The sequence below is a fragment of the Burkholderia sola genome, assembly GCF_905400185.1.
Taxonomy (GTDB): domain Bacteria; phylum Pseudomonadota; class Gammaproteobacteria; order Burkholderiales; family Burkholderiaceae; genus Burkholderia; species Burkholderia sola.
Window position 1 is genome coordinate 967,629 of sequence record NZ_FR989677.1, and the last position, 16,107, is coordinate 983,735.

10 protein-coding genes and 2 pseudogenes are annotated in these 16,107 nt (G+C 69.3%); 5 read left to right on the forward strand and 7 right to left on the reverse strand.

The window, feature by feature from the left end; translation table 11 throughout:
- Window positions 1-8: 8 nt before the first annotated feature.
- The 3 genes from KR541_RS34460 to KR541_RS34470 all read left to right on the forward strand — a co-directional run bounded on the left by KR541_RS34460 (window position 9) and on the right by KR541_RS34470 (window position 3,516).
- The gene (locus tag KR541_RS34460; protein WP_050014126.1) at window positions 9-926 is read left to right on the forward strand and encodes a LysR family transcriptional regulator; all 918 of its coding nucleotides are present in this window, start codon (window positions 9-11) and stop codon (window positions 924-926) included.
- 181 nt (window positions 927-1,107) lie between these two features.
- Window positions 1,108-2,325, forward strand: a complete 1,218-nt coding sequence (locus KR541_RS34465) for an MFS transporter (RefSeq protein WP_204384617.1) — start codon at window positions 1,108-1,110, stop codon at window positions 2,323-2,325.
- A 78-nt stretch (window positions 2,326-2,403) separates the two neighbouring features.
- Entirely contained in the window at window positions 2,404-3,516 is a 1,113-nt protein-coding gene (locus KR541_RS34470) for an alkene reductase (protein WP_124639746.1), read from the forward strand.
- 94 nt (window positions 3,517-3,610) lie between these two features.
- Here KR541_RS34470 and KR541_RS34475 read toward each other — a convergent pair whose 3' ends face one another.
- From KR541_RS34475 to KR541_RS34485, 3 genes are all read right to left on the reverse strand, one after another.
- Entirely contained in the window at window positions 3,611-4,285 is a 675-nt protein-coding gene (locus KR541_RS34475) for a hypothetical protein (RefSeq protein WP_050014123.1), read from the reverse strand.
- 81 nt (window positions 4,286-4,366) lie between these two features.
- Window positions 4,367-6,265: an amidohydrolase gene (locus KR541_RS34480; protein ID WP_050014175.1), complete on the reverse strand. Its 1,899-nt coding sequence runs from the start codon at window positions 6,263-6,265 to the stop codon at window positions 4,367-4,369.
- A gap of 123 nt (window positions 6,266-6,388) precedes the next feature.
- Entirely contained in the window at window positions 6,389-9,352 is a 2,964-nt protein-coding gene (locus KR541_RS34485) for an ATP-binding protein (protein ID WP_216090166.1), read from the reverse strand.
- A 401-nt stretch (window positions 9,353-9,753) separates the two neighbouring features.
- Here KR541_RS34485 and KR541_RS34490 point away from each other — a divergent pair, with 401 nt between their 5' ends.
- Window positions 9,754-10,674: a helix-turn-helix domain-containing protein gene (locus KR541_RS34490; protein ID WP_050014121.1), complete on the forward strand. Its 921-nt coding sequence runs from the start codon at window positions 9,754-9,756 to the stop codon at window positions 10,672-10,674.
- Window positions 10,675-10,728: 54 nt separating this feature from the next.
- Here KR541_RS34490 and KR541_RS34495 read toward each other — a convergent pair.
- From KR541_RS34495 to KR541_RS34505, 4 genes and pseudogenes are all read right to left on the reverse strand, one after another.
- Window positions 10,729-10,824, reverse strand: a pseudogene (locus tag KR541_RS34495) (hypothetical protein); the annotation flags it as partial.
- Window positions 10,813-10,896, reverse strand: a pseudogene (locus KR541_RS37090) (D-lactate dehydrogenase); the annotation flags it as partial. The pseudogenes KR541_RS34495 and KR541_RS37090, both read right to left, overlap by 12 nt.
- Window positions 10,897-11,052: 156 nt before the next feature.
- Window positions 11,053-12,042, reverse strand: coding sequence for an alpha/beta hydrolase fold domain-containing protein (locus tag KR541_RS34500; RefSeq protein ID WP_235356231.1), 990 nt, complete (start codon window positions 12,040-12,042; stop codon window positions 11,053-11,055).
- A 178-nt stretch (window positions 12,043-12,220) separates the two neighbouring features.
- Window positions 12,221-14,782 (reverse strand): ATP-binding protein, encoded by a 2,562-nt coding sequence (locus KR541_RS34505; protein WP_050014119.1) that lies wholly within the window; start codon window positions 14,780-14,782, stop codon window positions 12,221-12,223.
- A gap of 269 nt (window positions 14,783-15,051) precedes the next feature.
- Here KR541_RS34505 and KR541_RS34510 point away from each other — a divergent pair, with 269 nt between their 5' ends.
- A complete protein-coding gene (locus tag KR541_RS34510) occupies window positions 15,052-16,023 on the forward strand; it encodes a LysR family transcriptional regulator (RefSeq protein WP_050014118.1) in 972 nt (323 codons plus the stop codon).
- The last annotated feature ends 84 nt before the right edge of the window (window positions 16,024-16,107 follow it).

The window sequence follows — 16,107 nt, forward strand, 5'->3', positions numbered from 1 at the left end:
TTCCGACGATGGATACCTTGCTTTCGATGCGCGTGTTCACGCGCATCGTCGAAACCGGCAGCTTCACGCGCGCATCCGACACGACCGGCCTCACCACGCCGCGCGTGTCCGCGCTGCTGAGCGCACTCGAGCAGCATCTCGGATGCCGATTGCTGAACCGCACCACGCGCCGCATCTCGCTGACCGAGGACGGCCAGGCGTATTACGAACGCGCCGTCGCGGTGCTGCGCGAGATCGACGACATGGAGGCGTCGGTGTCGCAGGCCCGCAACGTGCCGCGCGGCCGGCTGAAGGTGAACCTGCCGCCCGCGATGGCGAAGCAGGTCGTCGTGCCCGCGCTGCCGGCGTTTCTCGACGCCCATCCGGACATCATGATCGAACTCGGCGTGACCGACCGGCAGATCGACCTCGTCGGCGAAGGGGTCGACTGCGTGGTGCGCATCGGCGCGCTCGACGATTCGGGGATGATCGCGCGGCGGATCGGCAGCCTGACCACCTGCACGTGCGGCTCGCCCGCGTATTTCGCGCGGTGCGGCGAGCCGGAGACCGTCGACGATCTCGCGCAGCACGTGGCGGTCAGTCACATCTCGGCCGACACCGGGCGACCGCGCCCGTGGGATTACGTCGTCGACGGCGAGCCGCGCATCGTGCAGATGTGCGGCACGGTGGCCGTCAACGACGCGGACAACTACATCGAGTGCGGCGTCGCCGGCATCGGCCTGATCAAGACATCGCTGTACCTCGTCGAGCCTTACCTGAAATCGGGCCGGCTTCGCGAGGTGCTGACCGATTTCAACGCGCCGGCCAGGCCGATTTCGGTGCTGTACCCGCCCAATCGCCACATCCCGGTCAAGCTGAAGGTGTTCGTCGACTGGCTCGCGGGCCTGTTCGAGCAGATTCCGACACTGCAGGGCAAACGCGGCTGACCCCACCGGGCGCGGCACTTTTGCGTGCCGCGCAACGCTCGATTGCGCGGCGTCTCGCTTCCGGTTTTATCGATTGATCAATAGTATGGACGGCAATGCGGTGCACCGTAGCGCGGCCGAGCGAACCCGATGCCGGCGCGACGCTTCGGTGTCCGGCCTTTCCCTTTTCCAGGAGTCGATCATGTCAACGGATTCAACACCGCTCGCGCCGCCCGCGCACGGCGTCAAACTCACGCAGGGGCTGATCCTGCTGTTCGCGTTCAGCTGCGGCGCGATCGTCGCGAACCTGTATTACGCACAGCCGATCACCGAGCTCATCGCGCCGAGCCTGCACATGTCCGGCAACACGGCGAGCCTGATCGTGTCGCTGACGCAGATCGGCTACGCGCTCGGGCTGTTCTTCATCGTGCCGCTCGGCGACCTGCTCGAAAACCGCAAGCTGATGATCGTGACGGCCATCGTGTCGATCGCGAGCCTCGCGGCGGCCGCGTTCGTGCGCACGCCCGGGCTCTTCCTCGCGATTTCGCTGCTGATCGGGTTCAGCTCGGTGGCCGTGCAGATCCTCGTGCCGCTCGCCGCGCACCTCGCGCCCGACCATTCGCGCGGCCGCGTCGTCGGCACGATCATGAGCGGGCTGCTGCTCGGCATCCTGCTCGCGCGGCCGCTGTCGAGCGTCGTCGCCGACGCGTTCGGCTGGCGCTTCGTGTTCGCGGCCGCGGCCGTGCTGATGACGCTCGTCACGGCCGTGCTCGCGCTGACGATTCCGTCGCGCCAGCCCGATCATCGCGCAACCTATTTCGAACTGATCGGCTCGCTGCTGCACCTCGTTCGCACGATGCCGGTGCTGCGTCACCGCGCGTTCTACCAGGGCCTGATGTTCGCGTCGTTCAGCCTGTTCTGGACCGCCGTGCCCGTCGAGCTGACGCGTCACTACGGGTTGTCGCAATCGGCGATCGGCCTGTTCGCGCTGGTCGGCGCGATCGGCGCGACGTCGGCGCCGGTGGCCGGACGCCTCGCGGATGCCGGCCATACGGTGCGCGCGACGCTGATCGCGCTGGTTGCCGGCGCGCTCGCGTATGCGGTCGGGGTCGTGCACGGCGCCGGCCTGTACGGGCTCGTCGTCACCGGCATCGTGCTCGACTTCGCGGTGCAGATGAACATGGTGCTCGGCCAGCGCGAGATCTACGCGCTGCATGCGGCGAGCCGCAACCGGCTCAATGCGCTGTACATGACGAGCATCTTCGTCGGCGGCGCCATCGGCTCCGCGCTCGCGAGCCCGCTGTACGAACACGGCGGCTGGCCGCTCGTCGCCGCGGTGGCCGGCGCGTTCCCGATCGTCGCGCTCGGCCACTACCTGCTCGTCGGGCGGCCGCACGCGCAACGTCACGCCGCGGGTTGATCCATCGTCACCCATCGAATCGATCCGTTCGCGGGGCGCAAAGCCGCCCCGCTCCCCGTCGAACCACAGGAGTCCATCATGTCTTCCCTGCTCAGTGCCTACGATCTGCGCGGCCTCGCGCTGCCGAACCGCGTCGTGATGGGGCCGATGACGCGCTCGCGCGCGCCGTCCCGCGGCCTGCCCACCGAACTGATGGCCGAGTACTACGCGCAGCGCGCGTCGGCCGGCCTGATCGTGACCGAGGCCACCAACGTCAGCCCGGCGTCCGCCGCATTCGAGCTGACGCCCGGTCTCGTCGACGATGCGCAAGCCGCCGCGTGGAAAACCGTCACCGACGCCGTCCATGCGAACGGCGGACGCATCTTCGCGCAGCTGTGGCACGGCGGCCGCGTCAGTTCGCTGACGCTGCTCGGCGGCGCCGCGCCGCTGTCGCCGTCCGGCGTGAACGACGACCTCGAACAGTTGCAGGTGTGGGCGCAGTTGCAGAACGGCTACTACACGAAGATTCATGCGACACCATCGCGCGCGATGACGACCGATGAAGTCGTCGCGGCCGTCGACGAATTCCGGCAGGCCGCCGCGCACGCGATGGCCGCGGGCTTCGACGGCGTCGAGATCCATGCGGCCAACGGCTATCTGCCGCACCAGTTCCTGTCGTCGACGCTGAACCGCCGCGACGATCGCTACGGCGGATCGGTCGCGAACCGCGCGCGCTTTCTCGAGGAAATCGTCGACGCGGTCGGCGGCGTGATGCCGCTGAACCGCGTCGGCGTGCGCATCTCGCCGTACGCGAAATACAACAACGTGCGCGACGCCGATCCGGACGCGACGCTCGCGTACGTCGGCCGGATGCTCGACGCGGCGGGCGTCGCGTACCTGCACGCGGCCGACACCAACGGCTGGAGCGGCGAGCCCGATCTGCCGCGCATCGTCGAGCACGCGCGCCGGTCGTTCCACGGCACGCTGATCGTCAACGGCGGCATTTCGCCGGACGCGGCGAACGCGCTGATCGACGCGGGCGACGCCGATCTCGTCGCGTTTGCGCGCGCGTATATCGCGAACCCGGATCTCGTCGAGCGCATCGCGGCCCGCGCACCGCTCGCGGAGCCGAAGGCCGCCGGCTGGTACGGCGGCGACCGCGCCGGCTACGTCGACTATGCGCGGTACGATGCGGCGCCGTCGCACGCGTGACCCGCACATGCGGCGCGCCACGTGCGGCATCCCGCGCGCGGCCGCGCGCCGCAGCCGGTCGAGCGTGCGGCTGCCGCACGCTCGACCGGGGCCGTCACATGTCGTTCCACCGCGCGCCCAGCACGCGGCCGCAGAAATTCGGCCGATGAAAATCCGGATCCGCGCGTTCGAGCACGTCGGCGCTCCACGTGCCGAAGGTCGACTGCGGCCGGTGCGCGACGCCGCGCGCGACCAGGTCGAGAAACGCTTCGGGGAAATCGCCAGCGCGCGGATACGCGGCAAGGAGCGCGTCGCGCTCGTGGGCCATGTACGCGTCGAAGTCGGTCGCCATCAGGTCCGTCGACACCGCGCACGCCAATGCGCGCGCGAGCGGCGACGCGCGGACGGCCACGCCCGGCGTCGTATGCAGCGCGATCGCGTGCCACACGTCGTCGCGCATGCGCCGCGACCGGCGATGCCGCAGCAGCAACGCGTGCGCGGCATCCGCGCCGTCGAGCTCGTAGCGTTCGGTCGAACGGCCGTACGCCGGACTCAGCCCCATGTTGGCGTACATCGCGGCGACATACAGTGCATCGGCATCGCACGCGTCGCCCGCCCGCCGCGCGGCGAGCGACGCGAACACGAACACGCGCGCCGCGTGATCGACGAGCGCGGCGGGCAACGACGCGCGGGCCGCGTCGGCTGCCTCGACCGCAACGGGCGTGCGCGGAATGCGAACGCCGGCCACTTCGTCGCCGGTGGCCGATGCGCGCGGGTGCGCAGCATTCATCCTGTCTCCTTCATGCCCCGCGCACGGGGCGGAAAATCGTTCAATGCGCGGCGGCGTGCGTCGCGCACCGGCACGCGCCGCTCAAAACGCGACGCAGCAGCGGCCGAAGGCTTCGCAGCGTTCGGCGGCCGCGCTTGCGGTCGGATAGCGCGACCGCGCGAAGCGGCGTCCGTGACCGCGCGCGCGGCACGCATCGATGCCGGGCGCCGCGCATGCGTCGCCCGCCGCCGACGCGTGCGGCGCGTCGCGGCCGCCGGCGCCCGCCGCATCGGCGACGCCGCCTGCGGCGACCGGCGACCATACGGGGCTGACGGGCGGCGGCGGCGGCGCCAGCGGCGAGAATTCCTGCTCCGCGTGCACGACCTTGCCGTCGACGACCGTCAGCACCGACGACAACGTCGGGATACGCCGCGCGTCGACCGTGAAGTAGTCGTCGCTCAGCACCGCGAAGTCGGCGTATCGGCCGGGCACCAGCGCGCCCTTGCGATGCTCGTCCGCGGAGAACCACGCGCTGCCGACCGTGTAGCGGCGCAGCGCCTCCATCCGGCCGAGCCGGTTGCGCGCCGGATACAGCGCGGTGCCGCCCACGCTGCGCCCCGACACCATCCAGTACAGTGCGACGAACGGGTTGTAGCTCGCCGCGCCCGTCGCGCCCGAACCGGCGCCGACCGGCAGCCCGGCCGCGAGCATCGCGCGGATCGGCGGCGCGCGCGTGGCCGCCGCCGCCCCATGGCGCGCGATGAACGCTTCGCCCTGGAACGCCATGCGCGGCTGCACGGTGATGCCGCCGCCGAGCGCCGCGACGCGCGCGATATTGGCATCCGAAATCGTCTCGCAGCGGTCGAAGCTCCAGCGCAGCCCGTCGAACGGCGTGTCGCGATCGATCGCTTCGAATACGTCGAGGAAGCGGCCGATCGATTCGTCGTAGGTCGCATGCAGCCGGAACGGCCAGCGGTGACGCACCAGCAGCCGGACGATCGCCGCCAGCTCCGCGTCGACCGACGCGGGCAGGTCGACGCGCGGTTCGAGAAAATTCCCGAGATCGACGGCCGAGCACAGCAGCCGCTCGCCCGCGCCGCTCGTGCGCAGGAATGCGTCGCCGCGGTCGGGTGCCGTCAGCGCGATCCATGTCGCGAAGTCGTCGAGCTCGCGGCCCGCGTGCCGCGCGCCCAGCGCATACGCGATGCGCGTCGTCAATTCGCCGCGCCGCGCGAGCGTCGCGACCGCCGCATAGTCGTCCGGATACGCGAGACCGTCGCCGCCGGCGTCGATCGCACTCGTCACGCCGACGCGGTTCAGCGCGCGCATGAACTGCCGCGTCGAGTTGACGCGGTCGTCCGCATCGAGCATCGGCGCGCGGGCGAGCGCCGCGCCGAGCACCGCCGGGTCCGGGCGCGCGAGCAGCAGCCCGGTCGGCCGCCCATGGCGGTCGCGCCGCAACTCGCCGCCGGGCGGATCGGGCGTGTCGCGCCCGTAGCCGAGCGCGCGCAGCGCGGCCGCATTCAGCCACGCGCTGTCGGCCAGATGCTGGATGAACACCGGCGTGTCGGGTGCGATCGCGTTGAGCTCGGCCGCCGTCGGGCCGCGCTTTTCCACGAACTGCAGCGCGGTCCAGCCGCCCGCCACGCGCGCCCAGTGCGGCGCGGGCGTGCGGCGGACCTGACGGCCGAGCAGCTCGAGCGCGTCGGCGAGCGACGGTACGCCGTCCCAGCGCACCTCGAGGTTGAAGTTCATGCCGCCGCGGATCGCCTGCAGGTGCGCGTCGATCAGGCCCGGAATCACGGTACGGCCGTTCAGATCGATTCGGGTCGTGTCGTCGTGCGCATGGCGCAGCACGTCGCGATCGTCGCCGGTCGCGACGATGGTCCCGTCCTTCACGGCGAGCGCGCGGACGAACGAGCGCTGTTCGTCCTGGGTCGCGATCTTGCCGTTGAACACGACGAGGTCCGCCGAACGCGCGGGTTCCGTCGCTCTAAGCACCGTCGGGTCTCCCGTGCGCGCCCGCGCGCGACGCCGCACGACACGCGCGGCTTCCCGCGGCGCGCGCGTCGGCACGCATGCTGCGATCGCGCGGCCGCACTGCCGTACCGGATTCGCGCATCGTCATGCCGCCTGCTGCGCCGCGTCGGCGGCATCGCGTCGTGCATGCGTCAGGCACGGCGCGGGCGGCGCATCCGGACGGACGAAGTTCTGCACGCGCAGCAAGCGGCGCACGTCGTGGGCGCGCGAATGCGGATCGAAGTGCCGCGCGACTCCGGCGACGAGCGCCGACGCCTGCGCGGTGTGGCCGCGCTCGATCAGGTGATCGGCGAGATCGAGCGAACCGCGCAGCGCCCACATCGCGGCGCCCTGCGCGTTCGCGGTCTGGATCGCCATCTGCAGATGACGATGTCCGTCCGCCTCGTACGCGACGGCGAGATCCGCGCCGACGGTGCGCGCCTGCTCGAGCATCGCGACGCCTCTCACGCGCAGCAGTTCGGGGACGAACAGGTGCTCGCCGTGCGCGCGGCAGCGCGCGAGCGTCGCATCGAGCCGGGTGCATGCTTCATCCGCGCGGCCGGTCCGCACGAGGCCTTCCGCGTACGCGACGGTCAACGGCGCGAGCACGCGCCGGAATCCGCTCGCCTCGACGCGCCGCAGCGCCGGTTCGAGGCGCGCGAGCCCGGCGCCGGGATGGCCGGCCTGGACGTCGAACTGACCGGTCAGGCATTCGGCGTGACTGCGCCAGATGTCGAAACCGTGCGCGTCGGCGGTCGCGCGCAGCGTCGCGAGATAGTCGGACGTGATGTCGTGATCGCCGTAGCGCAGCGCGATCGGCACGGCGGCCGCGCCGAGCACGATGCACAACGCGAGCGGCGACGGGCCGCGGCGCGCATGCTCGACCGCTTGCGCGGCGACGCGCATCGCGTGCTCCGGCTCGCCTTGCATCCACAGCAGACGGATCAGCATCGTGCGGCCCAGCGTCGCCATGTCGACGCCCAGCGCGGCCTGCGCGCACGGCGATTCGCCCACGTCGGCGAGCTCGGCCGTCGCGGCTTCCAGCCGCTCGCGCGCCTGCGCATGCTCGCCGAAGTAATGCAGCGACGTCGCGACCATCGTGTTCGCCAGCAACCGCTGCGACCGGTCGCCGCGCCGCTCGGCCGCGCGCTCGAAGCGCGTCGCGTAGCGCAGCGATTCGTGAATGTCCGACAGCGTCAGCATCGTGTTCCACAGCCCGACCAGCGCGCGCGCGTCGAACGCATCGTCGCCGATGTGCGCGGCGAGACCGAGCGTGCGGTCCCACATCGCGGCGGCGGCCAGCGCGTCGCCGTCCGTATGCAGCAGCGCCGACGCGCAGGCCGCCCGCAGCCGCATCTCGCGCGCGGCGTCGACCGGGTCTGCCGCGCCCGTGTCGAGTTCGTCGAGCACCTCTCTCGCGCGCGCCGTGCATGCGCGCATTCGCGACGGCTCCAGCAGCGCGCGCGCCAGCCGGTCGGGCTCGGGCACGGCTGCGGCCTCGGCGGCGTCCGCCGGTTCGTCTACCGCTTCGTCCATCGGTTCGTCCACGGCCAGCGCGCGCGCATCGGCAGGCGGCACGTCGGCGGGCGTCACGGGCGCGACGAGCCGCACGGGCGCGCGCTCGCGCTCGTACGCCGCATGGCGCGCGACGATGCGCTCGAACTCGCCTTCGTTGTGCAGCTTTTCGAGCGCGTACGCGCGCGTCGATTCAGTCAGCCGGTAGCGCGCATACGCACCATGAAACTCGACGGTCACCAGCGATTTCGCCACCAGTTCGCCGAGCACCGCGATCATGTCCGCGGCCGACGTGCCGGGCTCGGTGGCGACCGCGTACGCGGCATCGAACGAAAACGGCCCGATGAAGCACCCCATCCGGCGAAACAGCGCGCGCGCGGGCCGATCGAGCAGCACGTAGCTCCAGTCGAACGTCGCGCGCAGCGTCTGATGACGCGGCAGCGCCGAGCGCAGCCCGCCCGTCAGCAGGTTCAGCCGGTCGTCGAGACGCGACGCGACGACCGCGAGCCCGAGCGTCGCCACGCGCGCGGCGGCCAGTTCGATCGCGAGCGGCAGCCCGTCGAGGCGCCGGCAGATGTCGCCGATCAGCCGCACGCCGGCTTCGTCGACCGTGCAATCCGGCGCGGCCGCGCGCACGCGTTCGAGGAACAGCTCGACGGCCGAGCAGCGGACGATTTCGTCGGCGGACGCGTTGCCGTCCGGCACCGCGAGCGGGCTCATGCGCAGCACCGCCTCGGCCGAGATGTGCAGCGGCTCGCGGCTCGTCACGAGCACGCGCAGCGAGCCGGCGCTCGACGTCAGCGTTTCGACGAGGCTCGCCACCAGATCGACGATGTGCTCCGCGTTGTCGAGCACGAGCAGGCAGCGCGACGTCGCGAACGCGTCGCCGATGCGGTCGATGGCGGGCACGCCGGGCGTGTCGAGGCCGAGCTCGGCGGCGAGCGCGATCAGCATGTCGTCGCGCGTCGACGCGCGCGCCAGTTCGACGAACAGCACGCGCTCGCGCGAGCGGCTGCGCACGCCGTGCGCGACGCGCACGGCCAGACTCGTCTTGCCGATGCCGCCCGCGCCGACGAGCGTGACGACCGGCGTGCGTTCGAGCATGTCGACGATCTGCGCGAGTTCGGCGTCGCGCCCGACGAGCGGCGCGAGCAGCGACGACGCGGGCGCATCGGGTACATCGGGCGTATCGGGCGAGGCGACGACGGCCGGCGCCGCCGCGACGGCCGGCGCGTCGACCACGGGTACGAGGTCCGGGCCGGACGACGCGCTCGCCACCAGCAGGTAGCCGCGCCCGGGCACCGTCTTGATCAGATCGCGGCTCGTGCCGAGCGCCTTGCGCAGCGTCGCCACATGCACCTGAAGCCGGTTTTCCTCGACGATCAGGCCCGGCCAGACCGCGTCCATGATGTCGTCCTTCGACACGACCGAACCGCTCGCGCGGTGCAGGACTTCGAGAATGTCGAGCGCGCGCGCGCCGATGCGCAGCGACGCGCCGTGCTGGCGAATGTCGCGTTGCTCGAAATCCACAGACAAAGTTCCGATCTGGATCATGGCCGCCTCCGGTTCCCTCGGGATGGCTGCCCGATGAACGCGGCAGTTCACCCGGCAGGAAGTCCGCGTCCGGCGCGCCGTTGCACCGGACGGAAAATGTCGAATTCCGGACCGAGTGTAGACGGATGGCCATCGAAAATCTTGAAGGAAAATGCGCTCTGCCCGCGCATTTCGGGCGGGCGCGACCGGCACGATCACTTGCGTGTAAAAGTGGGGCGCTATACTCTGCCGGGCCGCTCGCGCAGGCGTTGAGCCGGGTGGCGCACTCGCCGCGCCCACGCATTGAAAGCAATTTGTCAGGATGGCGAGCGGACGTTTATGCAAATTCATTTTGAACGTTCGCGTGCGCATCTAAACTGGACTCGTCATTTCATGTTCCGAGTCCCTCGCTGGGGAATTCCATGTCAGACTCCGTCATCGCCGCGCCGGTGGCATCGCCTCCGCGGCGGCCGAAAGACACGCTCGGCTGCGTGTCGAGCCTGCTGGCAAAGGATGTCGAGACGGCATCCGGCGGCCTGAGGCTGCACCGCAAATGCATGCGCGAGGCGCACGTCGAACGCATCGAGATGCCGCCGTGCGACCGCGGCTTCCTGGTCGGCGTGTCGCTGAGCGGCGGCCACCGCCGCACGCTCTATGGGCGCGCCGGCGCGAGCGAGCGCCGGTTCCAGCATCACTCGATCTACATTCGCGATTTCTCGCGCCATTTCCACGCGGATCTGTACGGCAACTTCGACTTCGTGCTGGTCGAGCTGCCGCATGCGTATCTCGAACACGTCGGCCCCGAGCACGGCGGCCAATCGATCGGCGGCCTCACGTGCCGCCCCGACGTACGCGACCCGGTGCTCGGCCATCTCGCGCACGCGGTGGCCGACAGCCTCGACGCGGGCGGCCCGCTGAACGCGCTGTTCATCGAGCAGATCGGGCTCGCGATGGGCACGCATCTGCTGCGCCGCTACGGCAGCGCGCGCACGCGCGAGCTCGAGCGCAAGGGCGTGCTGTCTGCCGCGAAGGTGGCGCGCGCCCAGGAGCTGTTGATGGAAAAGGCGGACCTCGGCGTATCGATCGAGGAAGTGGCGAACGAATGCGACCTGTCGCGCGGCTATTTCATCCGCGCGTTCTCGCGCACGACCGGCCGCACGCCGCACCAGTGGCTGCTCGAACAGCGCGTGACGCGCGCACGCGAGCTGATCGAGACGTCCGACATGACGCTGGCCGACATCGCGGTCGCGTGCGGCTTCGCCGACCAGAGCCATCTCAACCGCGTGTTCGCGCGGATCGTCGGCCATCCGCCCGGCGCGTGGCGGCGCGCGCGGTCGCGCTGAAGCATATAGGCCTGGCGCTGCTCCCATCGATCCGCCTTCCCGGTAGTTCGCGAATCTGGATGTATGTCCCATGCCGGGATTGAAGCAATTGCACGGATCCAGGTCCATGTAATGCTGCTTCAACGCGGGTTTGGCGACATAGACCGACATTTGCGTGTATGCAGGACCACGTTGCACGAGTGCACCGCCCGAGTTATTGCAGACGCCACCGAATACCGAGGCGAGTCGGTCACGCCTGAATTAGAGGACGTCCCCCAACCGAGGGCAACTTAATCGTTATGATGGACACGCGCTGCTGCTCGACTTCCTGAGGAGAGGGGAAGGTTGAGCTGCGGCGTTCGTCAATGCACTCGACTGACATATCGATCTGTCCCATATTCAGTGTCCGCGTAGCGTCGCGCGGATCGTGCCGCATGCCAATCGCAATGCCGCCTCGGTGGGCGGCGTGTCGGCGAGGCCATCGAGCACCGTGAAATCGTGAATCGTGCCGAGGCAGCGAACCGCGCTGACACGCACCCCGGCGAGCATCAGCTTGCGGGCGTAGGCTTCGCCGTCGTCACGCGCGACATCGTTTTCGGCCGTGACGATCAGCGCGGGCGGCAGGTCTTCGAGATCCGTGTAACTCGCGTTTAGCGGCATTGCGATTGTTTCGCCGAGGTTGTCCGACGGAAAGCGCGTCCGTGCACGCATGCCCGTGGTCTGTGTGGTCAAGCTCGGACCGCCCGCATATCTCGCTGCCGACGCGCCCGCCGTGCTTGCGGAAAGCGTCGGACACAGCATGATCTGAAGCGCGATACGGGGGCCGCGGCGCGCCTTGACGAGCAGCGCGAGGGTGGCGACGAGATGACCGCCCGTGCCTTCGCCCGCGACGATGAGGGCACCTCCGTCGAGATTCAATGCCCGTGCGTGCTCCTGCAGATGAACGAGCGCGGCGAATGCCTGCTCGTTTTGGGTCTGAAAGCACGCAGCGGGCGCGGACGTGTAATCGACCAGTACGACGGCCGCCTCGGCGTCGGTGGCGATCCTGCGCGCCAGCCGGTTGTCGCTTTGGCCACCCGCGAAACTCGCGCCGTCCGGCAGGAAGAGCACGGCGGGCAGCGGAGTGGGCGCCGCCTGCGGCGGCCGCACGATCCGTATCGTGAAGCCCGGATCCGCAGCACCCGCTGTCAGCGCGATTTCTTCGGCGTGTATCGCGTCCGTCGCATCGCCGTTTGCCCATTCGCGCAAACGCTCTGCCGGAACCCCTGCCTCGGCGGCATGGTCGACGAACGATTGCGTTTCCGCATCGAGAACCGGATACGAGTCCGCGGATCTGATCAGGCCCGGTGCGGCGTCTTCGGGCAGACGGGCAGACGTGAAATCGTTCATGGCGCAGTTTCCGATGAGTGAGCTTGCTTGTCGATCCGGCGCCGTTGGCCGTCGACAGATCAAATTTTCATCGGATTCCCGCACGAGCCACAGTTAAGCGTTGCTAAGAGCCGTTAAGCCCATGTCCAGCAAGGCATTCAGGCTACCGACGCGCGCTTCGAGCCGATTTGCCGTCGCTTCAGGTCCGCACACCGCGCGTTGCCGCGGCCTCCTGCAAATGCCCCTGCAACCACGACGGCGTGTCCGCCCGTCCCGCTTCGATCAATGCGTGTGCGCTCGCTGCGTCGCCGGCGCGTGCGAACACTTCGAGTTGCATCGGGGTGGCGCCCGCCGGCGTGACAGGTCTGCCTTCGTGAATGGCCTCGAAGCCCTCGCCCCATTTGTCCCAATACGCGAGACCGCGCCGGCGCGTGCGCTCGCGAAGCCGCGCGGTCCATTCGCGCGCAAGCGCCACTTCGCCTTCCCATGTCGCGACGGCGATCGAGCCGATCGCGAGCCCATAACAGACGGTCAGATCGTGATCGATCGCGAGCGCCTCCGTCGCGCAGTCGCGCGCGAGCGCCATCGCCGCGTCGGTCTCGCCCTGCAGCCACAGAATGCGCATCAGAATGGAAATCGCAGCGATATGCGCGTCGACCTGCGCGTGATTCGCGTGCGTCGCGCGCACCGGATCCTTGTCGCGCGCCATCACCGCTTCGATCAACGCGCGCGCGATATCGTGGTCCCCGAGGAAGTGATGTGACAGCGCACACATCCGGTCGGCGGTTTGCGTCGTCGAAAAATCACCCGTCCGTGCGGCGGCAGCGCGAAACGCACGCGCATGTTCGAGGCTTTCCGTGTACGCGCCCGCGAGCGTGCGATGCGCCCACACGCCCCACCGCATGCGCAATGCGAGCCGGTCGTCGCCGAGGCGCTGCGCGGCGGCCTGTGCGGCGTCGAATGCGTTCGCCATCGCCGCCGTCGGCCCACGCGTGTGCCACAGCGCGTGACCGTACGCGGCGAGCAGCTCGATATGCTGCGCCTTGCCCGCCAGATCCGAGTTTTCCGCCGCGGCGATCGCGCGCTCGGCCATCCGGAGGAACTCGTGAGGGAGCGAAAGATGAAACCACAGCGGCGCCGTCGCGATCAGCAGGTCGATCGCGAGCTGCGGCTCGCGATCCTGCGCGGCCGCCCAATCGAACGCGGCTCGCACGTCGTCGATTCGCTGGCTGTGAATCGCAAGCCACTGGCGCGGCGCCTTGCCTTCCCACGCCGCCACGGGGTCGGCAAAGATCGCGCAGCAGTACAGCGCATGGCGGCGGCGCGCGTCGTCGAGTTCGTCCGCCTCTTCAAGTCGCATATATGCGTAATGGCGCGTCGTGTCGAGCAGTCGATACGGATGGTCCGGATCGTCGATCGCGCAGGCGATCAGCGACTTGGCGATCAGGCCGGTGACGGCGTCGAAGGCGGCGAGTTCATCGACGTCGCCACCGGCCGCGACAGCCGCCGCGGCATCCATGCCGAACGCGGCCCGCATGACCGAGAGGCGGCGCAGCACCTGGCGCTCCTCCGGCCGGAGCAATTCATAGCTCCAGTCGAGCGTCGCGCGCAGCGTCTGCTGGCGCGGAAGCGCCGTGCGGCGGCCCTGCGTGAGCAGCGCGAAACGGTCGTCGAGCCGCGCTGCAATCGAATGCACGTCCATCAGGCCGACGCGCGCCGCCGCAAACTCGATCGCGAGCGGGATGCCGTCGAGCCGTCGGCAAATATCGATCACGGCGGCCAGATTCGCGTCGCTCAACGCGAACCGGTCATTGGCGGCGCGCGCACGGTCTTGAAACAGCGCGATCGCCGGGAACTGCACGGCATCGTGGAGGCTCACGCCTGCGACCGTTTCGGGCGACGGCAACGCGGCGAGGCGATGGACGGATTCGCCTTCCGCGCGCAGCGGCTCGCGGCTCGTGACCAGCAGATGCACGCCCGGCGCGCCTTGCAGCAGTTGCTCGGCGAGCACGGCAACGGCATCGATCAGATGCTCGCAGTTGTCCAGCACCAGCAGCACCGGCGACGCCCCGAGCGCCTGGATGAGATCGGGTACCGGATCGCCGCTGGAGACGGCCACGCCGAGCGCCGAGGCGATCGTACTGGCCGCGCTCGCGGCCGCGGAAACCGGCGCGAAATTGACGAACACGGCGCGCATGCCGGTGCGCTGGGCGAAGCGATGCGCGATGGCCACGGCTACCGTCGTCTTGCCCATGCCTCCCGGGCCGGCGATGGTGAGCAAGCGTCGCTCGGGCAAGTGGTCGGTCAGACCTGCGATGACGTCCTCGCGGCCTATCACGCGAGCGAGCGTGACCGGTAGACCGCGTGAACCGCTTTCGGACCCGTTGGAAGGCTGGGCGGCGTGCGTATGGGGCCGTGGTGCGGCAGGGTCCACTGCGTCGGCACGGGTAACGGGCGCCGCGAAACGATAGCCGCGTCCGGGTTCGTTGACGATGTAACGCGCGCCGTCCGGTCCGTCACCGAGCACCTTGCGCAACGCCGACAGATGCACGCGCAGCGCGCCTTCCTCGACGACGTTGTCGACCCAGACGCTGTCGCACAGATTGCGCGTCGAGACCAGCACGCCTGCCTGCTCGACGAGTACGACGAGAATGTCGAGCGCGCGGCTGCCGATTTTCAGCGGCGTCCCGTCCTTGAGCAGGATTCGTTGCGGGAATTGCAGCGTAAAGGGGCCGAACGCGAGGCTGTAAGGAGCGGTCATCGAGAGCGTCGTCGCGCGGGTTGAGGGTCGGCCGTGTCGACCAATACGGTGCGCTGGGCGCGCACACTGACGCAAAAACAGCCAATCATTACTCAAAAGCTCAGTACGCGCCCTTAAAAGATCTTAAAAAAACCGCTTTGTTGCAGCCGACGACGATTGGCACGGATCCGGGCGCCGACTTAGCAACGCTTAACAAGTCGTAACTGGCCCGATGCGCGTCTGCCCGCCAATATGGCTCCATGCAAGCCAATCAATGATCGGAGGTCGATATGGAGCGTCTGAAAGCACTGGAGGTATTCAAGGCAGTGGCGGACCACGGCAGTTTCACGCGGGCAGCGGACGCCACCAATCTTGGCGTACCGTCGGTGAGCCGCGCGGTGCAGGATCTCGAAACGATGCTCGGCGTGCAGCTCTTCAACCGGACCACGCGCCGCGTCGCGTTGACCACGGCGGGCCATGCGGTGCTCGAGCGCGTCACGGGCGTCCTGTCCTCCTATGAAGACCTCGCGCGTACCGGCAGCGACGAAGCCGGCGATTGCGCGGGTAACGTCCGCATCGAGGTGCCGGCAATCTTCGATACCGCCCGCCTCACTTCCGTCCTGGTCCGCTTCATGCGCGCCTGGCCGAAAGTACGGGTCGACGTGCGGCGCGTCGATCACCTGGCCGACACGCTCGGCGATCTTGCCGACCTCGCGATCGTCGTCGGTCGTTCGGCGCCGTCGTCGTGCATCGCGCGATCGCTCGCGGCCGTGCCGCTCGGGCTCTATGCGAGTCCTGCGTGGCTCGAACGGACCAACGATCTCGCTCACCCGCTCGATGTGCCTGCCGAAGCTTGCCTCGCGACGGGCGCACAGCATTCGGTGTGGACGGTCAGCCATGCAGCATCCGGGGACAGTGTGACGCTTGCCGCGCGCGCGGCGCTGCGCACGAATTGCCCTCATGCGCTTCTCGCGGCGGCCGTCGACGGCGAGGGGCTAGCCATCCTGCCCGACCCGCTCGCACGAGCGGCGCTCAATCGCGGCGAACTCGTGCGTGTGCTCGATGCGTGGCAGGTGGCGCCACTGGAAGCCTGTCTCGTTTACCGGTCCAGACGCAATCTCCCCGCGCGGGTACGCAAATTGACCGAGTATTTGCTCGACGCCTTCGGCGAGCAGCGCGAGGAGATCGGCGCAATGGCCGCTGTACCGAACATGGCCCGGATGGCAGCGACGCAGGCGACGCTCACGCCGTGCGCAGCTTGATGACGATTTTGCTGATACGAATGCAGGGGGAACGACGAAATGATGGTTGATTTTGCTGGATGTCTGCTGGATGTGTCGTCGCGG